Genomic DNA, 19103 nt, shown 5'->3' with positions numbered 1-19103 from the left:
ATATTTGTTTTAGTTGAAGTTCGGCGAGGCATTCGAAGCGCCCGCCTGCACCGATTGGACATCGGCAGCCGCCGCGGCTGGCATATCGCCCATGCGGCGGACCGCACCCGCCTCCACCAACCCGCCAAGCGCCTTCTGCATGAGATCGACCGCGTTGGCGAACGCATCGACCGGCATGATGATGCGCTGGCGGAAAACCGGCTTCGGATTGTTGTTGGCGTCACGATCGGTGGCCGAGAGCGACATCAGGTCGATGCGCACGATCGTTCCCGTGATGGTGATTTCGCCGATGCCATCTGCATAAAGTTCGTTGCTCATTGTTCTCTCCTTCGGTTGATAATCAAAACGTCTTCATCTTATGGCACCCTACGTCCATTAGGATGCTCTAACTATCTGGATGTGCGTGCTGCCAAGCCGGAAACGGGTCCTGAAGCCCGGCGGCGGTCTGCGGATCGAAGCCCGCCTCCTCACCGGTCAGGCAGTCGTCGAGCGCAGTGCGGATTGCGTCTTCGTCGAAGCCGGCGCCGATGAAAACGAGTTCCTGGCGGCGGTCGCCCCAGACCTCGTCCCAATGCCGGTCGATGAGCTGGCGAAACTGCGGATAACGCGGCCATTGCGCCTTCGGCACGGACGCCCACCAGAAGCCCTTGGTGTCGATGCGGCACTGCGTGCCGGTGATCGACAGCAGGCCGATCTCGTCGGGCCTTGTCGCCAGCCAGAAATGGCCCTTTGCGCGGATGAGGCCCGGCCATTTCCTGTCGAGAAAATCCCGCAGCCTGGAGGGATCGAACGGCCGGCGGCTGCGATAGACGAAGCTCGAAATGCCGTATTCCTCCGTCTCCGGCGCATGGTCGCCCCAACCGAAGAGTTCCTTGTGCCACAGCGGATGGCGGGCAGCTCTCGCTTCGCTGAAGAGGCCGGTATTCAGGATGGCGTCGAGCTGCAACCTGCCGAAGCCGGTCTCGATGACGCGGGCATCGGGGTTGAGTGCGGCAACGATGCGGCGAACCTCGGCAAGCGCTGCAGGCGGCACGTCCTGCGCCTTGTTGATGACCACGACATCGGCAAATTCGATCTGCTCGACGAGCAGTTCCACCAGCTTGCGCTCATCGTCTCCGTCGCGGCTCTCGCCGCGATCCCTCAGGAACTCCGCGCTCGCATAATCGGCCAGAAGATTGACCGCATCGACGACGGAAACCATCGTGTCGAGCCGCGCGACGTCGCAGAGGGCAGCCCCGCTCTCGTCGCGGAAGGAGAAGGTCGCTGCGACCGGCAGCGGCTCGGCAATGCCGGTGCCCTCGATCAGCAGATAGTCGAAACGGTCGGCAGCGGCGAGGCGGCGCACTTCGCTCAGGAGATCGTCGCGCAATGTGCAGCAGATGCAGCCATTGGTGAGCTCCACCAGTGTCTCGTCCGTCCGCGACAGGTTTGCTCCCCCGTCGCGCACGAGATCGGCATCGATATTCACCTCGCTCATGTCGTTGACGATGACGGCAACCCGGCGCCCCTCGCGGTTGCGCAGGACATGGTTGAGGATCGTCGTCTTGCCGGCGCCGAGAAAACCGGCAAGGACCGTCACCGGAAGTCTGTTGTCTGCACTCGTCATCGGTACTCCCCGCTCGCTTTCTTTACGCCGCGAGCTGCGGCCTGAATGCTACGTCCACATAGTAGTTTGTGCTGTTATAGCTGGCACTCGGGAACAACCCGCTCGACCCATAGGCATAGACGCCGTTGGTGCCGCCGAGCGCCCTCAAGTCGCCGTTCGTCACATCGGTGCTGAAGTAGTTGCCGGTCGCCGAATAATTGCCGTTGGTGCTGTAGGAAACGACATAGGTCGTATCCGCGGCGACCGCGACCTGCTGGGTGAGCGTCGCGGTCTGCCAGCCGCTTGCCGTTTCGTTGCCGAAGCTGACACTGCCGAGCAATGTGCCCGAGGCGGTCCAGAGATAGCCGTTGTGCGGGCCAGTGTTGTCCGCCCCCTTGTAGAAGCGGATGCCGGTGACCCAGCCTGCCGTATCGGCCTGGAATTTCATGCCGAGATTGACCGGCTGGTTGTCGTTGACGGAGACGATTGAAGGCGTTGCATCGCCGGCAAAGAGGTTCTGCTCCGGCCCTGCCGTCTGGCCGCCATTGATGGTGAGCGCAACCTGAGCCGACGCCGCGCCGCCCTTGCCGTCTGCAATTGCGTAGCTGAAGCTCGCCGGTCCCGAATAGCCTGCCGTCGGCGTGAAGGTCACCGTCTGGGTCTGGGCATCGTAGGCGACCGAGCCGTTGACCGCGCCGCTGACGCCGGTAATGACAAGCGGGTCGCCATCCGCATCAGTGTCGTTGGCCAGGAGCACTGAGGCCTGGATGGTGATCGGCGTGCCGGTAGTGGTCGACAAGCCGCTGTCATTGACGGCGATCGGAACCGCATTCTGCGCGCCGCCCTGCTGATAGAGCACGTCGACCCAGTAATTGCTCGCATTGTAGGAAGCGGTCGGGAACAGGCTGCCCGAGCCATAGGCATAAAGGCCGTTACCGCCGCTCGCAGCACTCGACGGTGCCGTCAGCGCGCCGTTCGTATGGTCCGTCGTGAAGTAGTTCGCCGTTGCGGAATAGAAGCCGTTCGAATGGTAGCTCGCCACATAGGTGGCGCCGGCCGTAACATTGGTAGGCTGGGTGAAGGAAACCGTCTGCCATCCGCTCGCCGTCTCGTTGATGAAGGTCGCCTGGGCCAGAACCTGGCCGCTCGCCGTCCAGAGCGAGCCGACATGCGTGCCGGTATCCTGGGCGCTCCTGTAATAGGTGAGCCCGGTGATCTGGCCGCTGGCGGAAGCGATGAACTTGACGCCGAGTTCGACCGAGTTGGCGTCATTGGCGGCGGTAACGCCCGAGGTGTCGGCGCCGGTGAACAGACTCGACGTCGTGCCTCCCGGCGTGCCGACAGTGAGGCTGACCATGGCCGAGGCGGTTCCGCCATACCCATCCGAGATCGAATAGGAGAAGCTTGCCGCACCCGTATAACCCGCCGTTGGTGTGAAAATGACAGACTTGGTCTGGCTGTTGAAGGTCACCGTTCCGTTAACCGCACCATTGACGCCGGTGATGCTGAGCGGGTCGCCATCGGCATCGGTGTCGTTTGCAAGCAGGCTGGCTGCGGCAATCGACAACGCCGTGTTGGAATAGGTCGTGTAGCCGTTGTCATTGGCGGCGAACGGCACCGCATTACTTGTCTGGTTGTAGACGACATCCACCCAGTAGTTCGACGACTGGTAGCTGGAGGTCGGGAAATTCGTGCCATTGCCGAAGACGCCGTTACTGCCGGCGAGCGCCGTCAGCGCGCCGTTGGTATGGGCTGTCGTGAAATAGCCTGATGTCGCCACATAGGAGCTTGTCGTGCTGTAGGAGGCGACATAGGTCGTGCCGGCCGCGATATGCACCGAGTTGGCGAATGTCGCGGTCTGCCAGCCGTTCACCGGCCCACTGTCGGCGAAGCTGACGGTCGCGACCAGCGTGCCGTCGGCCGTCCACAGGGAGCCGGTATGGGCGCCGGTATCGCCGGCCGCCTTGTAGTAGCGGATGCCGGTAATCATGCCGCTGGACGAAGCGACGAACCTCATCCCGAGTTCCAGCGACTGACCTTCGTTGAAGCTTGCGCCCGTCGGCCCTTCGCTTGATGTAAACAGCGTTTCCCCGGCAGGGCCCTGGTTTACGGTGAGGCTGACGTTGCCCTGATCCGTGCCGCCGCGCCCGTCCGACAGCGTATAGGTGAAGCTTGCCGACCCCGAATAATTGTTGGTCGGCGTGAAGATGACGGTGCGGTTCTGCTTGTTGAGCGTCACCGTGCCGTTGACGGCGTTGCCGACGGCCGAAATCGTCATCGCATCGCCATTGGGATCCGTATCGTTTCCGATGAGCGAGGCGATCGAGATGACGACGCTGTCGTTGCGGGTGATGGTCAGCCCCGTATCGTCGGTCGCAACCGGCGCGCTGTTAGGCCCCGCATCGAAGACCACGTCGACCCAGTAGTTGGTGCCGGTGCCGAGGCTCTGGCCGGGGAATGTGCCGGCATTGGAGCCATAGGCATAGACACCGCCGCCATCGACGGCCTTCAGCGCACCGCTGGCATAGGGACTGCCGAAATAATTCTGGCTGGCGGAGTAGAAGCCGCTGCTGTGATAGGAGGCCACATAGGTCGTGCCGGCGGCAATCTGGATCGGTGAGGAGAACATCACTGTCTGCCAACCGGAGAGCGACTCGCCGATCGACACGCCGGTCGCCAGCAGCGTTCCGTTGGCGCTCCAGAGGCTGACGACATGGTCGCCGATATTGTAGAAGCCCTTGTAGAAGCGGATGCCCTCCACGGAGCCTGCCGTCGTCGCCTGGAAGCGCAGGCCGAGCTCGACGGAATCGCGGTCGATCGCCGTTTCGACCGCGGGCTTGTCCGCCAACGTCCAGAGGCCCTGCGTGCCCGGCAGGGTGACAGTCACCTGCTTGCCCGCCGATGGCGCCTCCATATTGACGCTGTCGTCGACGGCCCGTGACGTGATCGTGTAGGTTCCGCTCGCCTGGACGACCCAGTTATAACTCCAGCTCTCGCGGCCGGTGGCCTTGAACCAGTGCTGGCCGCCATCGGTCGAGACCTCCACGCCGGCAATGATGCCGCCGCCGAAATCCTGCGCCGTGCCCGTGATCGTCACATGTTGCCCTTCGAGAAAGCTTGCACCGATGATCGGCGACGTGACCGACGAGGTGGGCTTCAGCGTATCGGTCGATTGTGTCGCAAGGATCAGGCTGGCATCAAGCGTGGTCGGCTGAATGCCCATGTCCGCGAACATGTTGACCATCGCCTGCTGCACGTTGCGATCGGTTGACGTGGCCGGGCCCTGATGGTCGTCACTCAGCCCCCAGGACCAGAAGACTGTGCCGGCGCCGAAGACCAGCGCGCCGCTTGCCGCCCGGTACATGGTCAGGCTGTGGGTCGCCACTGCATCGCCGACCGTCGCGCCGTAGTCGCGCAGATACGTGCTCACCGAGACCGAGGAGAGCGACAGGTCGATCAGTCCAGCCGGACGGAATCCGTTCTCGACATCGGAATCCCATTCGTAGCCGAGCAGGTTTTGCACGAGGCTGTAGGTCTCGCCCTCCTGCAGCTCCGACACGTCGGTATTGCGCCAGAAGCGCAGGTTCGAATAGTCATAGGGGATGGAGATCGTATCCTGACGGTAGCCGTCCACCTGGAACATCGTGCCTGTCAGCGCATTCTCCGGCTGCTGCCCCGGATCGGAATAACGCGGATCGCGCCAGGTGCCGGTGCCGACATTGCTCGGATCCGTGCTCTTGCCCCAGGTTTCCTTGTAGCAGACCATGGTCCGGTAGGCCTGGCCGCTGCCGTCGATGCTGCTTTGCCAGCGAACCTTCCAGTAGCATTCGTTGCCGCTCCAGAAGGCGAGGTTGACGCCGGCATCGCGCGCCGCCTCGACATTGGCGCGCTGTTCGGCAGACCAGTATTCGTCATGGCCGACGGAGAGATAGGCATCGTGGTTGAGCAGCAGCGCACCGTTGCGCGTCGCATCGACGCCGGAAATATAGGAAACGTCGTAGCCGTTTTGCTCCAGCCACGAGATGGCGGAGGATTCGACGCCGAAGATGTAGTCGTGCGAGCCGCCGATCGGGCTTGTATTGGTAATGATCGGCCTGTTGTAGCTGACCGCCGAAGCCCGGCCGATGGCCTGCAGGCCGCAGCTGCAGTTTGGCGGCAGGTAGCCGATCATGTTTGCGGGATCGACCGGCACTTCGCCGTAATAGAGGCTGGCGCCGCCCCAGGCATTATAGGCCTGCCATGTCGTGTCCGACGTCTGGAAGACGATATTGCTGGTCGAGGCGTCGTCGCGCACGACGAAAGGAATGATGCTGGCGTCTTCGACGCCGTCCTCGCGCACCAGCTTGGCGAAATAAACGCCGGAGACCGCATCCGTCGGAATCTGCCAGCTCGCCGAGACCGACCAGTTGCCGCAGTCGATGAGACCGAGCGACATATCGACGATCGGGTGCGGCTGGATCTGCGCCGTGGTCAGCGATTGTTCGATGGAGCCGACCTTGCGCGCGCCGTTCCCGCCATAATAGCCCATGCGGTAGATATCGATGCGGTAATGGGTGGAATCGGTGGCGATCTTGAAATCGACGGTCTGGCCGATATTCGTGCTGATTTCGGTAGCGAAGCCCTGGATGGTGCCGCCGCCGTCGCCCTGGAGGCCCCACTCGCTGATCGGGTTGCCCTGCTTCAGGTTTTCGAGCGCTATCTTGTTGGGCGTCGCCGCAGCCGCGGCCGCCGTAAGCGGTGCCGCCAGGGCTGTCGGGGCCGCAGTCGTCGCGGCAGAACCGTCCTGGCTCGGCTCCACCGAGATGGATGCTATCGATGCCTGAAGGCGCAACGAAGCCGTATCGAGACTGCTGGAAGAGCTGGCCGCCGCCGCCGTCTTGGCGCTGCCGGTATCGGCGTCGCTGGTAACACCCGTAAGCTTGGGAGCGGCAGGCAGTGTCGCAGCCTCCTCGGACGGATCCGGACCAAGCACGGTGCGTTGCGATGTCGATGAAGGTGTCTGCAAAACCGTCGCAGCCGACGCCGTCTTCGTGGACGTGTCCTGCGCGCCGCCATCGGCCGCAGGCGCCGGCATCGCGGTTGACGATGCAGGGGACGATTGCATGTCGCCTGATGATATCAAGGAAGATGTGACCGTGCCGGTAAAGGAGGATTGGACGGTTGCGCTGCTCTGATTGGCAAAGCTTGGGGAACCATCGGTACTCGTCGAAGATGCGACGGTCGCGGATCCAAGGACTGCGCTCCAGGCAGAGGATACTCGACAGATACTCAACGCTCCACCAAATGTACTCAGGTACTCACGATTACTGACATGAATTCTCCGCATCAGCGGCGCCCCCTTCCCATCGGCCGGCCCTCGACCGCACTAGCAAGAGGTTCATTCTGGCACCTTTGCTACGCGAACGTACGTCAGCAATCCGGGGTATATGGGTGGTACCCTCATACGCCGATATGATGACCCTAAGCGCAACCGCCCAAGGAGCCCCAAAGCTGCCTATGGCTACTGCCAGCGCATAGTGTTGGAGCGTCCTTAACGTCTGAAAAGCGCGCGGCGCTCTAAGTGGCTGACGCTGGTAGAAAAGGAATTTAGGTCCGGCCCGGCTGGTCGAGCCGGTTGGATCGAGCGTTGTCCTGCGCAGCCCTGTGCTACCAGGCCGGAAACGGATCTTCGAGGATGGCCCAGTCGCGCGGATCGGCGCTGGCGAGGCATCCGTCCAGTGCAGTCCGCACACCTGTCTCGTCCATGCCCACGCCGATAAAGACCAATTCCTGCCGACGGTCGCCCCAGGCGCTGTGCCACCGGCTCTCGAGCTGCTGACGAAACTGCTGATGGCTCGGCCAGTCTTGTCGAGGAACGGCCGCCCACCAAAGCCCCATGGGCTCACAGCGCCGTTGCACCCCGGCAGCCGACATCAGGCCGACATGACGCGGGCGCGTGGCAAGCCAGAAGTGGCCTTTGGCACGCATCACCCCCGGCCAGGGCTCGTCCAGGAATGCGCGAAACAGCATGGGGTCGAAGGGACGCCTGGTGCGATAGACAAAGCTCGAGACCCCGTATTCCTCCGTTTCCGGCACATGGTCGCCCGGGCTGTACAGTTCTTTGTGCCACAGCGGGTGCGCGGCGGCCTTTGCTTCATCGAAGAGGCCTGTATTGAGGATGGTTGACAGAGAAACCTTGCCGAAATCCGTCTCCACTTGGCGCGCATCCGGGTTGAGCGCGGCAACTATCTTGCGGACATCAGCGCGGATCTCTTCGGCCGCGTCCGAGATCTTGTTGATCACGACAACATCGGCAAACTCGATCTGATCCACCAGCAGGTCGATGAGTGTGCGCCGGTCCTCACCGTCGCGCTGCAGGCCGCGGTCGGCAAGCAGATCGGCACTGCTGTAGTCGGCCAACAGGTTTGCAGCGTCGACCACGGTGACCATCGTGTCGAGTTTCGCAAAATCAGAGAGCGAAACACCATTCTCGTCGCGGAAGGAAAAAGTTGCCGCGATCGGGCATGGCTCGGCAATGCCGGTGCCCTCGATCAACAGATAATCGTATCGCCCCTCTTCAGCCAGTCGCCGCACTTCCGCCAGGAGGTCGTTGCGCAGGGTACAGCATATGCAGCCATTGCTGAGCTCAATCAATGTCTCCGTCGTGTGCGACAGGTTGCAGCCGCCGTCTCGAATGAGACTGGCGTCTATGTTCACTTCGCTCATATCGTTGACAATGACGGCGACCCGCAGGCCCTGACGGTTATTCAGGACGTGGCTGAGGAGCGTCGTCTTGCCAGCGCCGAGGAAGCCAGCCAGCACGGTTACCGGCAGCCGCTCGATCCCGTTCATCGGCATTCCTTGAATGCGGGCGGTCGAAGCGCCCTTCGCCGCGACCAGCATTTGCGTGGTATGAGCCTCATTCGAACCGATCCCTAACCTTATACTTTGCGTCACGCGACGAGCTGCGGCCGGAAGACGACGTCGGCGTAGTAATTGGTTGAATTGAAGCTGTTGGTCGGGAAAAGACCTGTGGTAGCGGAGCCGCCATAGGCAAAGACGCCGTTGCCGGTGGCTGGTGCCGTCAGCGGACCGTTGGTGACAGCAGCTGTAAAGAAATTGCTGGTCGCCACATAGGCTCCGGTCGTGTGATAGGAGGCGACATAGGTGGTATTGGCGGCGATTGTGACCGGAGTTGCGAAGTTTACCGTCTGCCAGCCGCTCGCGGTGGTGGTGGTGAAGGTGGCGGTGCCGAGCTTGGTGCCCGTCGCGGTCCAAAGGTCGACGACGTCCTGGCCGTTGTCGTTGGCGCTGCGATAGAACTTGATTCCCGTGACATCCCCGGCAACGTTCGACGTGAACTTGACGCCAAGCTCGAGCTGCTGACCGTCATTGAGGTTCGTCTGGGCCGGCGTGCTGGAGGCGGAGAACAGGCTATAGGTCGTCGGCGCCGTCGACACGGCGATGTTGAAGGTCTCGTTGGCGGCAAGGCCGCCGAGATCGGTTGCCGTCACCTTGACACCGTAGGTGCCGCCTGTCGTAGGCGTGCCGGAGAAGGTCCTCGTCGAGGCGTTGAAGCTCAGCCAGGAAGGCAGTGCCGTGCCATCGGCAGCGGTTGCCGCGTAGGTCAGCGTCTCGCCGCTGTCGACATCGGTAAAGGTCGTCGTCGGCAGCACGAAGGAGAAGGCGGAGCCGGTGGTGGCGTTCTGGGTCGTCGTCTGGACGGCGAGCACCGGCGCATCGTTGGCGCCGTGGATGGTGACCGTCAGGTTTGCCGTGGCCGTCGCGCCGGCCCTATCGCGCATCGTATAGCTGAAGACATCGCTCAGCGTATTGGTCGACTGCCGCAGTCCCTGGACGGCGGTATTGCTCTCGTTGATCGCATAGCTATAGGCGCCAGATGCATTGAGAACGAGACTGCCATAGGTGCCGTTCAGCGCCGAGCCGAGCGTTCCTGATGTCGCACCGAAGACCACTGCCGTGACGGTCTTGGTGTCACCGGCATCCGGATCGGTGTCGTTGGTCAGCACGTTGCCGCTGGCAACCACGCCGCCCGAACCATTGGCAACCCCGCCCTTCTCCGTCGCATCCCCCGTATCGGCAACTGCCGTCGGCGTCGTGTTTCCGGGAACCGACACGGCGATGTTGAAGGTCTCGTTGGCGGCAAGGCCGCCGAGATCGGTTGCCGTCACCTTGACACCGTAGGTGCCGCCTGTCGTAGGCGTGCCGGAGAAGGTCCTCGTCGAGGCGTTGAAGCTCAGCCAGGAAGGCAGCGCCGTGCCATCGGCAGCGGTTGCCGAATAGGCCAGCGTCTCGCCGCTGTCGACATCGGTAAAGGTCGTCGTCGGCAGCACGAAGGAGAAGGCGGAGCCGGTGGTGGCGTTCTGGGTCGTCGTCTGGACGGCGAGCACCGGCGCATCGTTGGCGCCGTGGATGGTGACCGTCAGGTTTGCCGTGGCCGTCGCGCCGGCGCTATCGCGCATCGTATAGCTGAAGACATCGCTCAGCGTATTGGTCGACTGCCGCAGTCCCTGGACGGCGGTATTGCTCTCGTTGATCGCATAGCTATAGGCGCCAGATGCATTGAGAACGAGACTGCCATAGGTGCCGTTCAGCGCCGAGCCGAGCGTTCCTGATGTCGCACCGAAGACCACTGCCGTGACGGTCTTGGTGTCACCGGCATCCGGATCGGTGTCGTTGGTCAGCACGTTGCCGCTGGCAACCACGCCACCCGAACCATTGGCAACCCCGCCCTTCTCCGTCGCATCCCCCGTATCGGCAACTGCCGTCGGCGTCGTGTTGTTCGCATTCGAGGGACGGAAGACCACATCGGCCCAATAATTGGCAGCACCGAAAGTGGCATTTGGGAAAATGCCGGCGGTGGCAGAGCCCCCATAGCGGTAGACCCCGTTGCCGGTGGCTGGTGCCGTCAGCGGACCGTTGGTGACAGCAGCTGTAAAGAAATTGCTGGTCGCCACATAGGCTCCGGTCGTGTGATAGGAGGCGACATAGGTGGTATTGGCGGCGATTGTGACCGGAGTTGCGAAGTTTACCGTCTGCCAGCCGCTCGCGGTGGTGGTGGTGAAGGTGGCGGTGCCGAGCTTGGTGCCCGTCGCGGTCCAAAGGTCGACGACGTCCTGGCCGTTGTCGTTGGCGCTGCGATAGAACTTGATTCCCGTGACATCCCCGGCAACGTTCGACGTGAACTTGACGCCAAGCTCGAGCTGCTGACCGTCATTGAGGTTCGTCTGGGCCGGCGTGCTGGAGGCGGAGAACAGGCTATAGGTCGTCGGCGCCGTCGACACGGCGATGTTGAAGGTCTCGTTGGCGGCAAGGCCGCCGAGATCGGTCGCCGTCACCTTGACGCCGTAGGTTCCTGATGTCGTCGGCGTGCCGGAGAATGTGCGTGTCGAGGCGTTGAAGCTCAGCCAGGAAGGCAGCGCCGTGCCATCGGCAGCGGTTGCCGCGTAGGTCAGCGTCTCGCCGCTGTCGACATCGGTAAAGGTCGTCGTCGGCAGCACGAAGGAGAAGGCGGAGCCGGTGGTGGCGTTCTGGGTCGTCGTCTGGACGGCGAGCACCGGCGCATCGTTGGCGCCGTGGATGGTGACCGTCAGGTTTGCCGTGGCCGTCGCGCCGGCGCTATCGCGCATCGTATAGCTGAAGACATCGCTCAGCGTATTGGTCGACTGCCGCAGTCCCTGGACGGCGGTATTGCTCTCGTTGATGGCATAGCTATAGGCGCCAGATGCATTGAGAACGAGACTGCCATAGGTGCCGTTCAGCGCCGAGCCGAGCGTTCCTGATGTCGCACCGAAGACCACTGCCGTGACGGTCTTGGTGTCACCGGCATCCGGATCGGTGTCGTTGGTCAGCACGTTGCCGCTGGCAACCACGCCGCCCGAACCATTGGCAACCCCGCCCTTCTCCGTCGCATCCCCCGTATCGGCAACTGCCGTCGGCGTCGTGTTTCCGGGAACCGACACGGCGATGTTGAAGGTCTCGTTGGCGGCAAGGCCGCCGAGATCGGTTGCCGTCACCTTGACACCGTAGGTGCCGCCTGTCGTAGGCGTGCCGGAGAAGGTCCTCGTCGAGGCGTTGAAGCTCAGCCAGGAAGGCAGTGCCGTGCCATCGGCAGCGGTTGCCGCGTAGGTCAGCGTCTCGCCGCTGTCGACATCGGTAAAGGTCGTCGTCGGCAGCACGAAGGAGAAGGCGGAGCCGGTGGTGGCGTTCTGGGTCGTCGTCTGGACGGCGAGCACCGGCGCATCGTTGGCGCCGTGGATGGTGACCGTCAGGTTTGCCGTGGCCGTCGCGCCGGCGCTATCGCGCATCGTATAGCTGAAGACATCGCTCAGCGTATTGGTCGACTGCCGCAGTCCCTGGACGGCGGTATTGCTCTCGTTGATCGCATAGCTATAGGCGCCAGATGCATTGAGAACGAGACTGCCATAGGTGCCGTTCAGCGCCGAGCCGAGCGTTCCTGATGTCGCACCGAAGACCACTGCCGTGACGGTCTTGGTGTCACCGGCGTCCGGATCGGTGTCGTTGGTCAGCACGTTGCCGCTGGCAACCACGCCGCCCGAACCATTGGCAACCCCGCCCTTCTCCGTCGCATCCCCCGTATCGGCAACTGCCGTCGGCGTCGTGTTCGAGCTCGGCGTGGTAAACATCACATCGACCCAATAATTCGTCGACTGGTAGGTGCTTGTGGGGTACAGGCTGGCGCTCCCATAAGTGTACACGCCGTTGCCGCTGGCCGGCGCCGTGAGCGGGCCGCTCGTCACGTTCGAGGTGAAGTAGCTAGTGGTCGTGGAATAATGACCGCTACTCGTGTGATAAGACGCGGTGTAGGTTTGTCCAACGGTCAGCGATACCGGGCTGGTAAAATAGGCAGTCTGCCAGCCGCTGGCAGTCTCGTTCGTGAAGGTGAGGGTCGCAAGCTTCGTGCCGGTGCTCGACCATAAAGAACCCGTATGTGTACCCGTATCGAGGTCGCCCTTGTAGAAACGAATGCCGGTGATCGTGCCGGCCACGGAAGTCAGGAATTTGACGCCGAGTTCAACGGCTGAGGTATCGTTGGTGTTGACGACCGCTGGCGTCGCCGAACCGAAGAGAGAGGTGTAACTCGGCCCGCTGACGGTGACAGTGCGTCCCGCGGAGGGTGTTTCCAGATTGACGTTATCGTCGACTGCGCGTGACCGGATGGTGTATGTGCCCGCGGTCTGCGGCGACCAGGTATAAGTCCAGTTCTCATCGCCCGTCGCCGGATGCCAGCTCGCCCCGTTGTCGGTCGAGACTTCGACCGCTGCGATAACCCCGCCTCCCGTATCGGTAGCGGTGCCGGTAATCGTCACGGCGGATCCAACGGTCGCCGTGGCGGGTACCGTGATGACCGAGGTCGGTGCAGTATGGTCTGACGAAGCTGTCCCGGCAGTAAGCCCGGATTGCAATGTCCCCGGCTGAATGCCCATGTCGGCAAGCAGATTGACCATTGCCTGCTGCACGCGAGGATCGGTCGGAGTCGCCTGGTTGTCATGATTGTCGCTCAGGCCCCATGTCCAATAGACCGTACCGGCGCCGAACACCAGCGCACCGCTCGGCGCACGATAGAGCGTCAGATTGTGGGTCGCGGTCGCATCGCCGGTCGTATTTCCATAATCGAGCAAATAGGTGCTGACCGGAAGCGTCGTCGATGACAGCTTGACGAGACCAGCCGGATCGAAGCCATTATCGGACGCTTCGTCCCATTCGTAACCAAGATAGTTCTTGGTGAGCGTTGCCGTCTGGCCAGGCTGAAGATTGGCGACGCTCGTATTGCGCCAGAAGCGCAGATTGGCGTCGTCATATCCGACCGTGATCGCGCCGAGATTGCTGCCGACATCGTCGACCTTGAACAGCTGTCCGGTCAGTGAGTTTTCGGGGTTGCCGCCGCCGATAGCGGGTGGGCTGAAGCGTGGATCGCGGAAGGTGCCGGTCCATTCACTGGAAGGATCGATGCCGCTGTTGGCCCAGGTCTCCTTGTAGGTGATCAGGGTGCGATAGGGCGTGCCATCGGCGCTATACGCATTGCCCCAACGGGTACGCCAATAGACCTCGTTGCCGCTCCAGAACATGAGGTTGACGCCGGCATCGCGCGCGGCTTCCACATTGGTCCGCTGTTGACCGGACCAGTATTCGTCGTGCCCCGCATCGATATATGTCTTGTGATTGAGCAACAGGCTGCCATAGCGGTCGGCGTCGACACCCGACATGTAGGAAACATCATAGCCGTTCTGTTCCAGCCAGGAGATGCCTGCATATTCGGCGCCGAACAGATAGTCCTGTGGGCCGGCATAGGTGCCGACCCCGCCGCGGGTCGCGATCGGTCTGTTGTAACTGACCGCATAGGCGCGACCGGCACCCTGCCCCGTCGCCGGGCCGTTGCCGCCATAAAGGTTTGCGCCACCCCAGCCGTTGTAAGCCTGCCAGGTCTCGTCTGCCGTCTGGAAAACGATGTCGCTATGGCTGGTGTCGTCGCGCACGATGAAGGGGATATGGTTTTCGCCGGAAGTGCCATCCTGGCGCACGAGCTTGGCGATATAGACGCCTGAGACGGCATCATCGGGTACGGTCCACGATGCGGAGACGGCCCAGTTGCCGGCATCGACCGTGCCGGTCGTGGCATTACGCAGCGGACTGGGCTGCGTCTGCAACCCAGTATGCTGCATGGTCGCGACCTTGCGGGCGCCCATGCCGCCATAATAGCCGAGCCGATAGATGTCGATCCGGTAGTTGGTGGAATTCGTGTTTATCTTGAAGCTGACCGTCTTGCCGTTGTCGACGCTGATGTCGGTCGCAAACCCTTCGATGTTGGTGCTGCCCGCACCGTCGATACCCCACTCGCTCTCCGGATTGCCCTGCTTCTGGTTTTCCAGCACGATCGCGTTGCTGGCCGTCACCGCGGCCGCCGCCAGATTTTGCGTTGTCAGCGAGCGCTGCGCGGAAGGTTGAGGCGGCGTCGTCACCGAGCCGGAAAGGATGCCGACACCCTTCGTGGTGGTGCCCTTTCCGGTCTCTCCGCCACCGGGCAACGATCCGTTCAAGATCGTCGAATCCGTCCACGTTGCGGTCCCGCGCCAGCCCGAGAGCGGGGACAAGTTCCGATCGAGAAGCGGATCGCTGACCGAGGCGCCGATGGCCTTCTTGATCGTCGCCACGTAGTCCGGCCCTTCGGTCAGCCTGGTTCCCGGCAACTGGCCATCTTGCTGAAGCAAGGCGCCACCATGGGCCCAATCGAGAATCCGCGTGGGGGACGTATAGTAGCCGCACCCGCACACACCAAAGGGCATGCCAAACGCCAGCGCATTTGCCCCAGCATGCTGCCCGGTCGACTGCGCCGACGGCGTCGACTCGAGAATGACGACCTTGCCGGAGTGCGCACGCTCGCCCGTCACAGCAGCAGAACCTTGGCCCGAAGCTGTTGGTGCAGGGCCTTGCGGAATATACGGAGCCAAAGGATCATCGCCAATGAGGCTCATTCCAGCGTAGGTGCGATAAAGAGATGATTGGGCCCCGAACGCAACTCCGTTCGCGTTCCGCCCGAAACCTGCAATACTAGGCGTGTGGGCGGGCAACACAGACGCGGCAGTATCACCGCTTCGCACCCCCATCTCGCGATTTGTTGCGACAGCGTCGGGCAAGGCCGGCGATTCGCGGGTGATATTGGCCCGACCGTCCGGGTCGTCGATCACGTTCACTCTATGTTGCGAGTCATGCTCGTTGAGCGCCGCGTTGTTGTAGGGATTGTCGACAAGGCTACCATACTTGTTTCCATCCGCAGTTTGCACGGATGCCGCAAGTTGAGCACTGTCCTCGTGCCTTTCTGCAGGCTTGCGCGGCCTTCCCTTGCCGCCGACGGTCAGCCATGCGGGAATCAACGAATCCACCAGGAGTGAGCGCGAGATCCACCGACGAGCGTTGCGATACATGGCAGGCACCTTCCGCGAGATTGTGAGGATCGAATCTATGAGGACCGCTCGATACGCGGCCCTGAAGTGTAGTCGAAAAATGAGAGAGTATATGCTACGCCTTTCGCTCTACAGGCGGCATCCTTTGGGCAACCGGCCGTGTTGCGCGCCCACGTGATCGATGAGACACGCGGAGATCTGCCGCTTGCTGTGCAAAGCTTGCAGCCGCATAGGCCGTTGAGATGGCGGCGTCTTCGGTCGTCAAGATCTGGCACGAGAACGGCCTTGTGCCGCACCGCTGGCGCTGCTTCGAGTTGTCGAACGAAAGGCGGCGACGCAGGTCAATATCGTCGTCCGGCAAAATTGGCGATGCGAGCATAAAGGCTCTGCCGCGGGGGATTACGGTTCTTCGAGGCTAGCGCGCCCGAGGCGATGCCTCTGCGTCGCGCCGAAGATATGTGTTTCTGCTCGATTTAGGCTTAAGCATCCTCCCCACCTCATCAATTGTGATTAGGCAAAGTAAACGACCTCCACCTTCCTCAAGGCTTCGACAGACTGCACACTAGCGATCTGGTTTCGGGCTTGGCGTCCGGCGTTTGAACAGCGCCTAAGGCATTGGACCAGCGTCCGTTGAAGGATGTTTTGAAGGCGAGACATGTAATGAATCTATCGCACCGTGCCCCTCACCCGTTCTTTCGCGCCACGTTTGTCATCAGCGCACTCGTCTTTCTTGCCGGGGCCGTGTCGCCGGCTCTCGCCGATAGCGCCCCTTTGGCTCCGCAAACGAAAATCCGCCTGACGGTCGTCCAATGGATGCCGTCCAAGGGCCAGTTTGAGCGATGGGATGCGATTGGCGGCGAATATACGGTTTCAGATGCAGGTGAAGTCTCCCTGCCCTTTCTGGGGCCGCAGCCGGTTGGACTGGACAATACGAGCCTCACCAACGAGATTGCCAAGCGCCTTCAGGCAAAGATGGGTTTGGCCCAGGCACCTGCTGTGACGATCGACGTTCTCGACTATCCGTCCATTTACGTCGTCGGAGACGTGACAGCGCCGGGACAATATAAATTTCACTCCGGCCTCAGCGTCCTGCAATCCCTGGCCATGAGCGGCGGCCCGTTGCGGGCTGCGGCACAGCAGCAATCGGAGACGATCAAGCTTGCCGGCGAGTTGCAAGAAATCGACCATTCGCTGCTACGCAGTTCGGCGAAGCTCGCGCGGCTGCAAGCGGAGATGGCCGGCTCGAAGGAGATCGTCTTCGATCAGCCGCCCGCTACCGATCAGCAATATGCCGAGAGTATCTACCAGGAGGAGCGGGTCATTTTTCAGGCGCGTGCAAACGCGCTGGACAAGCAGTCGGTGGCCCTCGTCGAATTGCGCAATCTCTTGACGGCAGAAATCGACACGCTGGAAGAAAAGCTAAAAGGCTCGGATGACAATATCCAATCGGTCGAAGAGCAACTGACGAGCGTGAAGACGCTGGTCCAGAAGGGCCTCACGATCACCTCACGCCAGATGGATCTGGAACGATTGCTCACCACCTATCGCTCCGACCGGCTCGACCTGGTCACCGCCATCATGCGGGGCCGCCAGGCGATCAACGAGACGACGCGAAATCTCGAGGGACTTTCCGACACTCGCCGCAGCGAGGTGGCTTCAGAGGTGCAGGCGGAAAAGGCCACTCTCGATCAGCTCAAGTTGAAGCGCGACACCACGCAACAACTGCTTCTCGAAGAACTGTCGAACGGCGCTAGGGCGAATAACCGTGGTGAGGACCTGCCGCTGACGTTCATTGTGAGCCGGCGGGACAAGGGACAGGTCAATCAATTCCAGGCCGCCGAAACGACCGAGTTGGTGCCGGGCGACGTGGTCAGGGTAACGCGGGCTCGCAGCGCCGATGCGCTGTCCGAGGACGCCGCTGCGCTGCCTGTTCAGACAGAGGCGCATGTCAGTCAGGTAAGCCGGTGATCCGCAAAATGCATGTGCTGCAATCGAGCCCGCGGCGGGCGATTGAACGCTGGCCCGGGATAAACGGCCAGGGTTTCCGATGACTTTGAGGATGACCCCACCCAGCAGTTCGACCTACACCCAGATCCTCAAATCGACGATGTTGATGGGCGGGTCTTCGCTCGTCAACGTCGCACTCAGCATTGTCAGAAACAAAGCCATGGCTGTTCTGCTTGGGCCGGAAGGCGTGGGGCTGATGGGCCTTTACGGGTCGATCCTCGATATCGCGCAGGCGATTGCCGGGCTTGGTGTGGGCAGCAGTGGCGTGCGCCAGATTGCCGAAGCTGCTGGCACCGAGGACGCAGAAACGATCGCACGATCGGCAACAGTGCTGCGACGCATATCGGTGGTGCTCGGGTTGCTTGGTGCGCTCCTTCTCGCCGCGTTGGCATTCCCGGTCTCAAATTTCACTTTCGGCGGCTACCAGCATGCCGGTGCGATTGCATTGCTGTCGCTGGCAATCTTCTTTCGACTGGTCTCTGCAGGGCAGACTGCATTGATCCAGGGCCTGCGCGGCATTGCCGATCTTGCCCGTATCAACGTGCTTGCCGGGCTTATCGGCACGGCTGTCAGCATCCCGCTGATCTATCTGTTCGGCCTGCAGGCGATCGCACCGTCCCTCGTGGTGATTGCGGCTGCTTCAATCCTTCCGACCTGGTGGTACAGCCGGCGGATCTGCCCGCATCCCTCGCCAATGCCCACGCGCCAGTTCGGTCGGGAAGTGTCGGCACTGCTCAGGCTCGGCTTCGTCTTCATGGCAAGCGGGCTTCTGACCTTCGGCGCAGCTTATGCCATCCGCCTCATCGTGCTGAAGGAGGGCGGCGTCATGGCGGCTGGATTATACCAGGCGGCCTGGGGCCTTGGCGGTCTCTATGCCAGCTTCATCCTGCAGGCGATGGGGACGGATTTTTATCCGCGCCTGACTGCGGCAGCCGAGAACAATGCCGAATGCAATCGGCTGGTCAATGAACAGGCGGAAATCAGCATGCTGCTCGCTGGCCCCGGCCTGCTCGGCACCTTGACGCTTGCGCCGCTGATGATGAGTCTGTTCTATTCGGCGGAATTTCAAGGGGCAGTCGATCTTCTGCGCTGGATCTGCCTTGGAATGATGCTGCGGATTATTTCCTGGCCGATGGGTTTCATCGTCGTGGCGAAGCGTACCCAGGCGATTTTCTTCTGGACGGAGGTTGCGGCGGCAATCGTGCATGTGGGGCTTGCCTGGCTCTTCGTATCGCTGCTCGGTACGCAAGGAGCCGGCAGGGCGTTTTTTGGCCTCTATGTCTGGCACAGCATCCTGATCTATGTGATCGTGCGGAAGCTGACCGGTTTTCGCTGGTCCGCCGCCAATCGCAGACACGCCCTGCTTTTCTTGCCCGCATCGGGACTGGTATTCCTGATGTTCTCGATTTTGCCGCTATGGCCGGCGACGGTGATTGGCTTCGTCGCCGTCGCTCTCTGCGGGCTCTATTCGCTGCGCATGCTGATCGACCTGCTTCCGCCAGAGTCCGTGCCAGCACCCATCCGCGGATGGATCACCAAATCAGCATAACGAAACAATGCGCGCATCCCGCGATACGCGCATTGTTTTG

At 61.9% G+C, this 19103-nt stretch carries 7 protein-coding genes; 2 read left to right on the top strand and 5 right to left on the bottom strand.

Features of this window, described 5'->3' with window-relative positions:
* Positions 1-9: 9 nt before the first annotated feature.
* The 5 genes from N2600_RS33455 to N2600_RS33430 form a co-directional block, all read right to left on the bottom strand.
* The gene (locus tag N2600_RS33455) at positions 10-318 is read right to left on the bottom strand and encodes a hypothetical protein (protein WP_260299904.1); all 309 of its coding nucleotides are present in this window, start codon (positions 316-318) and stop codon (positions 10-12) included.
* 67 nt (positions 319-385) lie between these two features.
* Positions 386-1606 (bottom strand): GTP-binding protein, encoded by a 1221-nt coding sequence (locus tag N2600_RS33450; protein ID WP_260299903.1) that lies wholly within the window; start codon positions 1604-1606, stop codon positions 386-388.
* A 22-nt stretch (positions 1607-1628) separates the two neighbouring features.
* Positions 1629-6911: a DUF4082 domain-containing protein gene (locus tag N2600_RS33445; protein ID WP_260299902.1), complete on the bottom strand. Its 5283-nt coding sequence runs from the start codon at positions 6909-6911 to the stop codon at positions 1629-1631.
* A gap of 320 nt (positions 6912-7231) precedes the next feature.
* A complete protein-coding gene (locus N2600_RS33440; RefSeq protein ID WP_170260299.1) occupies positions 7232-8416 on the bottom strand; it encodes a GTP-binding protein in 1185 nt (394 codons plus the stop codon).
* A gap of 101 nt (positions 8417-8517) precedes the next feature.
* On the bottom strand, positions 8518-15528 hold the full coding sequence (locus N2600_RS33430) for a DUF4082 domain-containing protein (protein WP_311319315.1): 7011 nt from the start codon (positions 15526-15528) through the stop codon (positions 8518-8520).
* A 639-nt stretch (positions 15529-16167) separates the two neighbouring features.
* Here N2600_RS33430 and N2600_RS33425 point away from each other — a divergent pair.
* Entirely contained in the window at positions 16168-17475 is a 1308-nt protein-coding gene (locus N2600_RS33425; RefSeq protein ID WP_170257028.1) for an exopolysaccharide biosynthesis protein, read from the top strand.
* Between the two features lie 79 nt (positions 17476-17554).
* Positions 17555-19063, top strand: coding sequence for an O-antigen translocase (locus tag N2600_RS33420; RefSeq protein ID WP_260299901.1), 1509 nt, complete (start codon positions 17555-17557; stop codon positions 19061-19063).
* Positions 19064-19103 lie beyond the last annotated feature (40 nt).

Source organism: Rhizobium sp. WSM1274 (genome assembly GCF_025200775.1).
Lineage (GTDB): Bacteria > Pseudomonadota > Alphaproteobacteria > Rhizobiales > Rhizobiaceae > Rhizobium > Rhizobium leguminosarum_I.
Note: the sequence above shows the minus strand (reverse complement) of the source record. Positions and strands in the feature narration are given on the sequence as shown.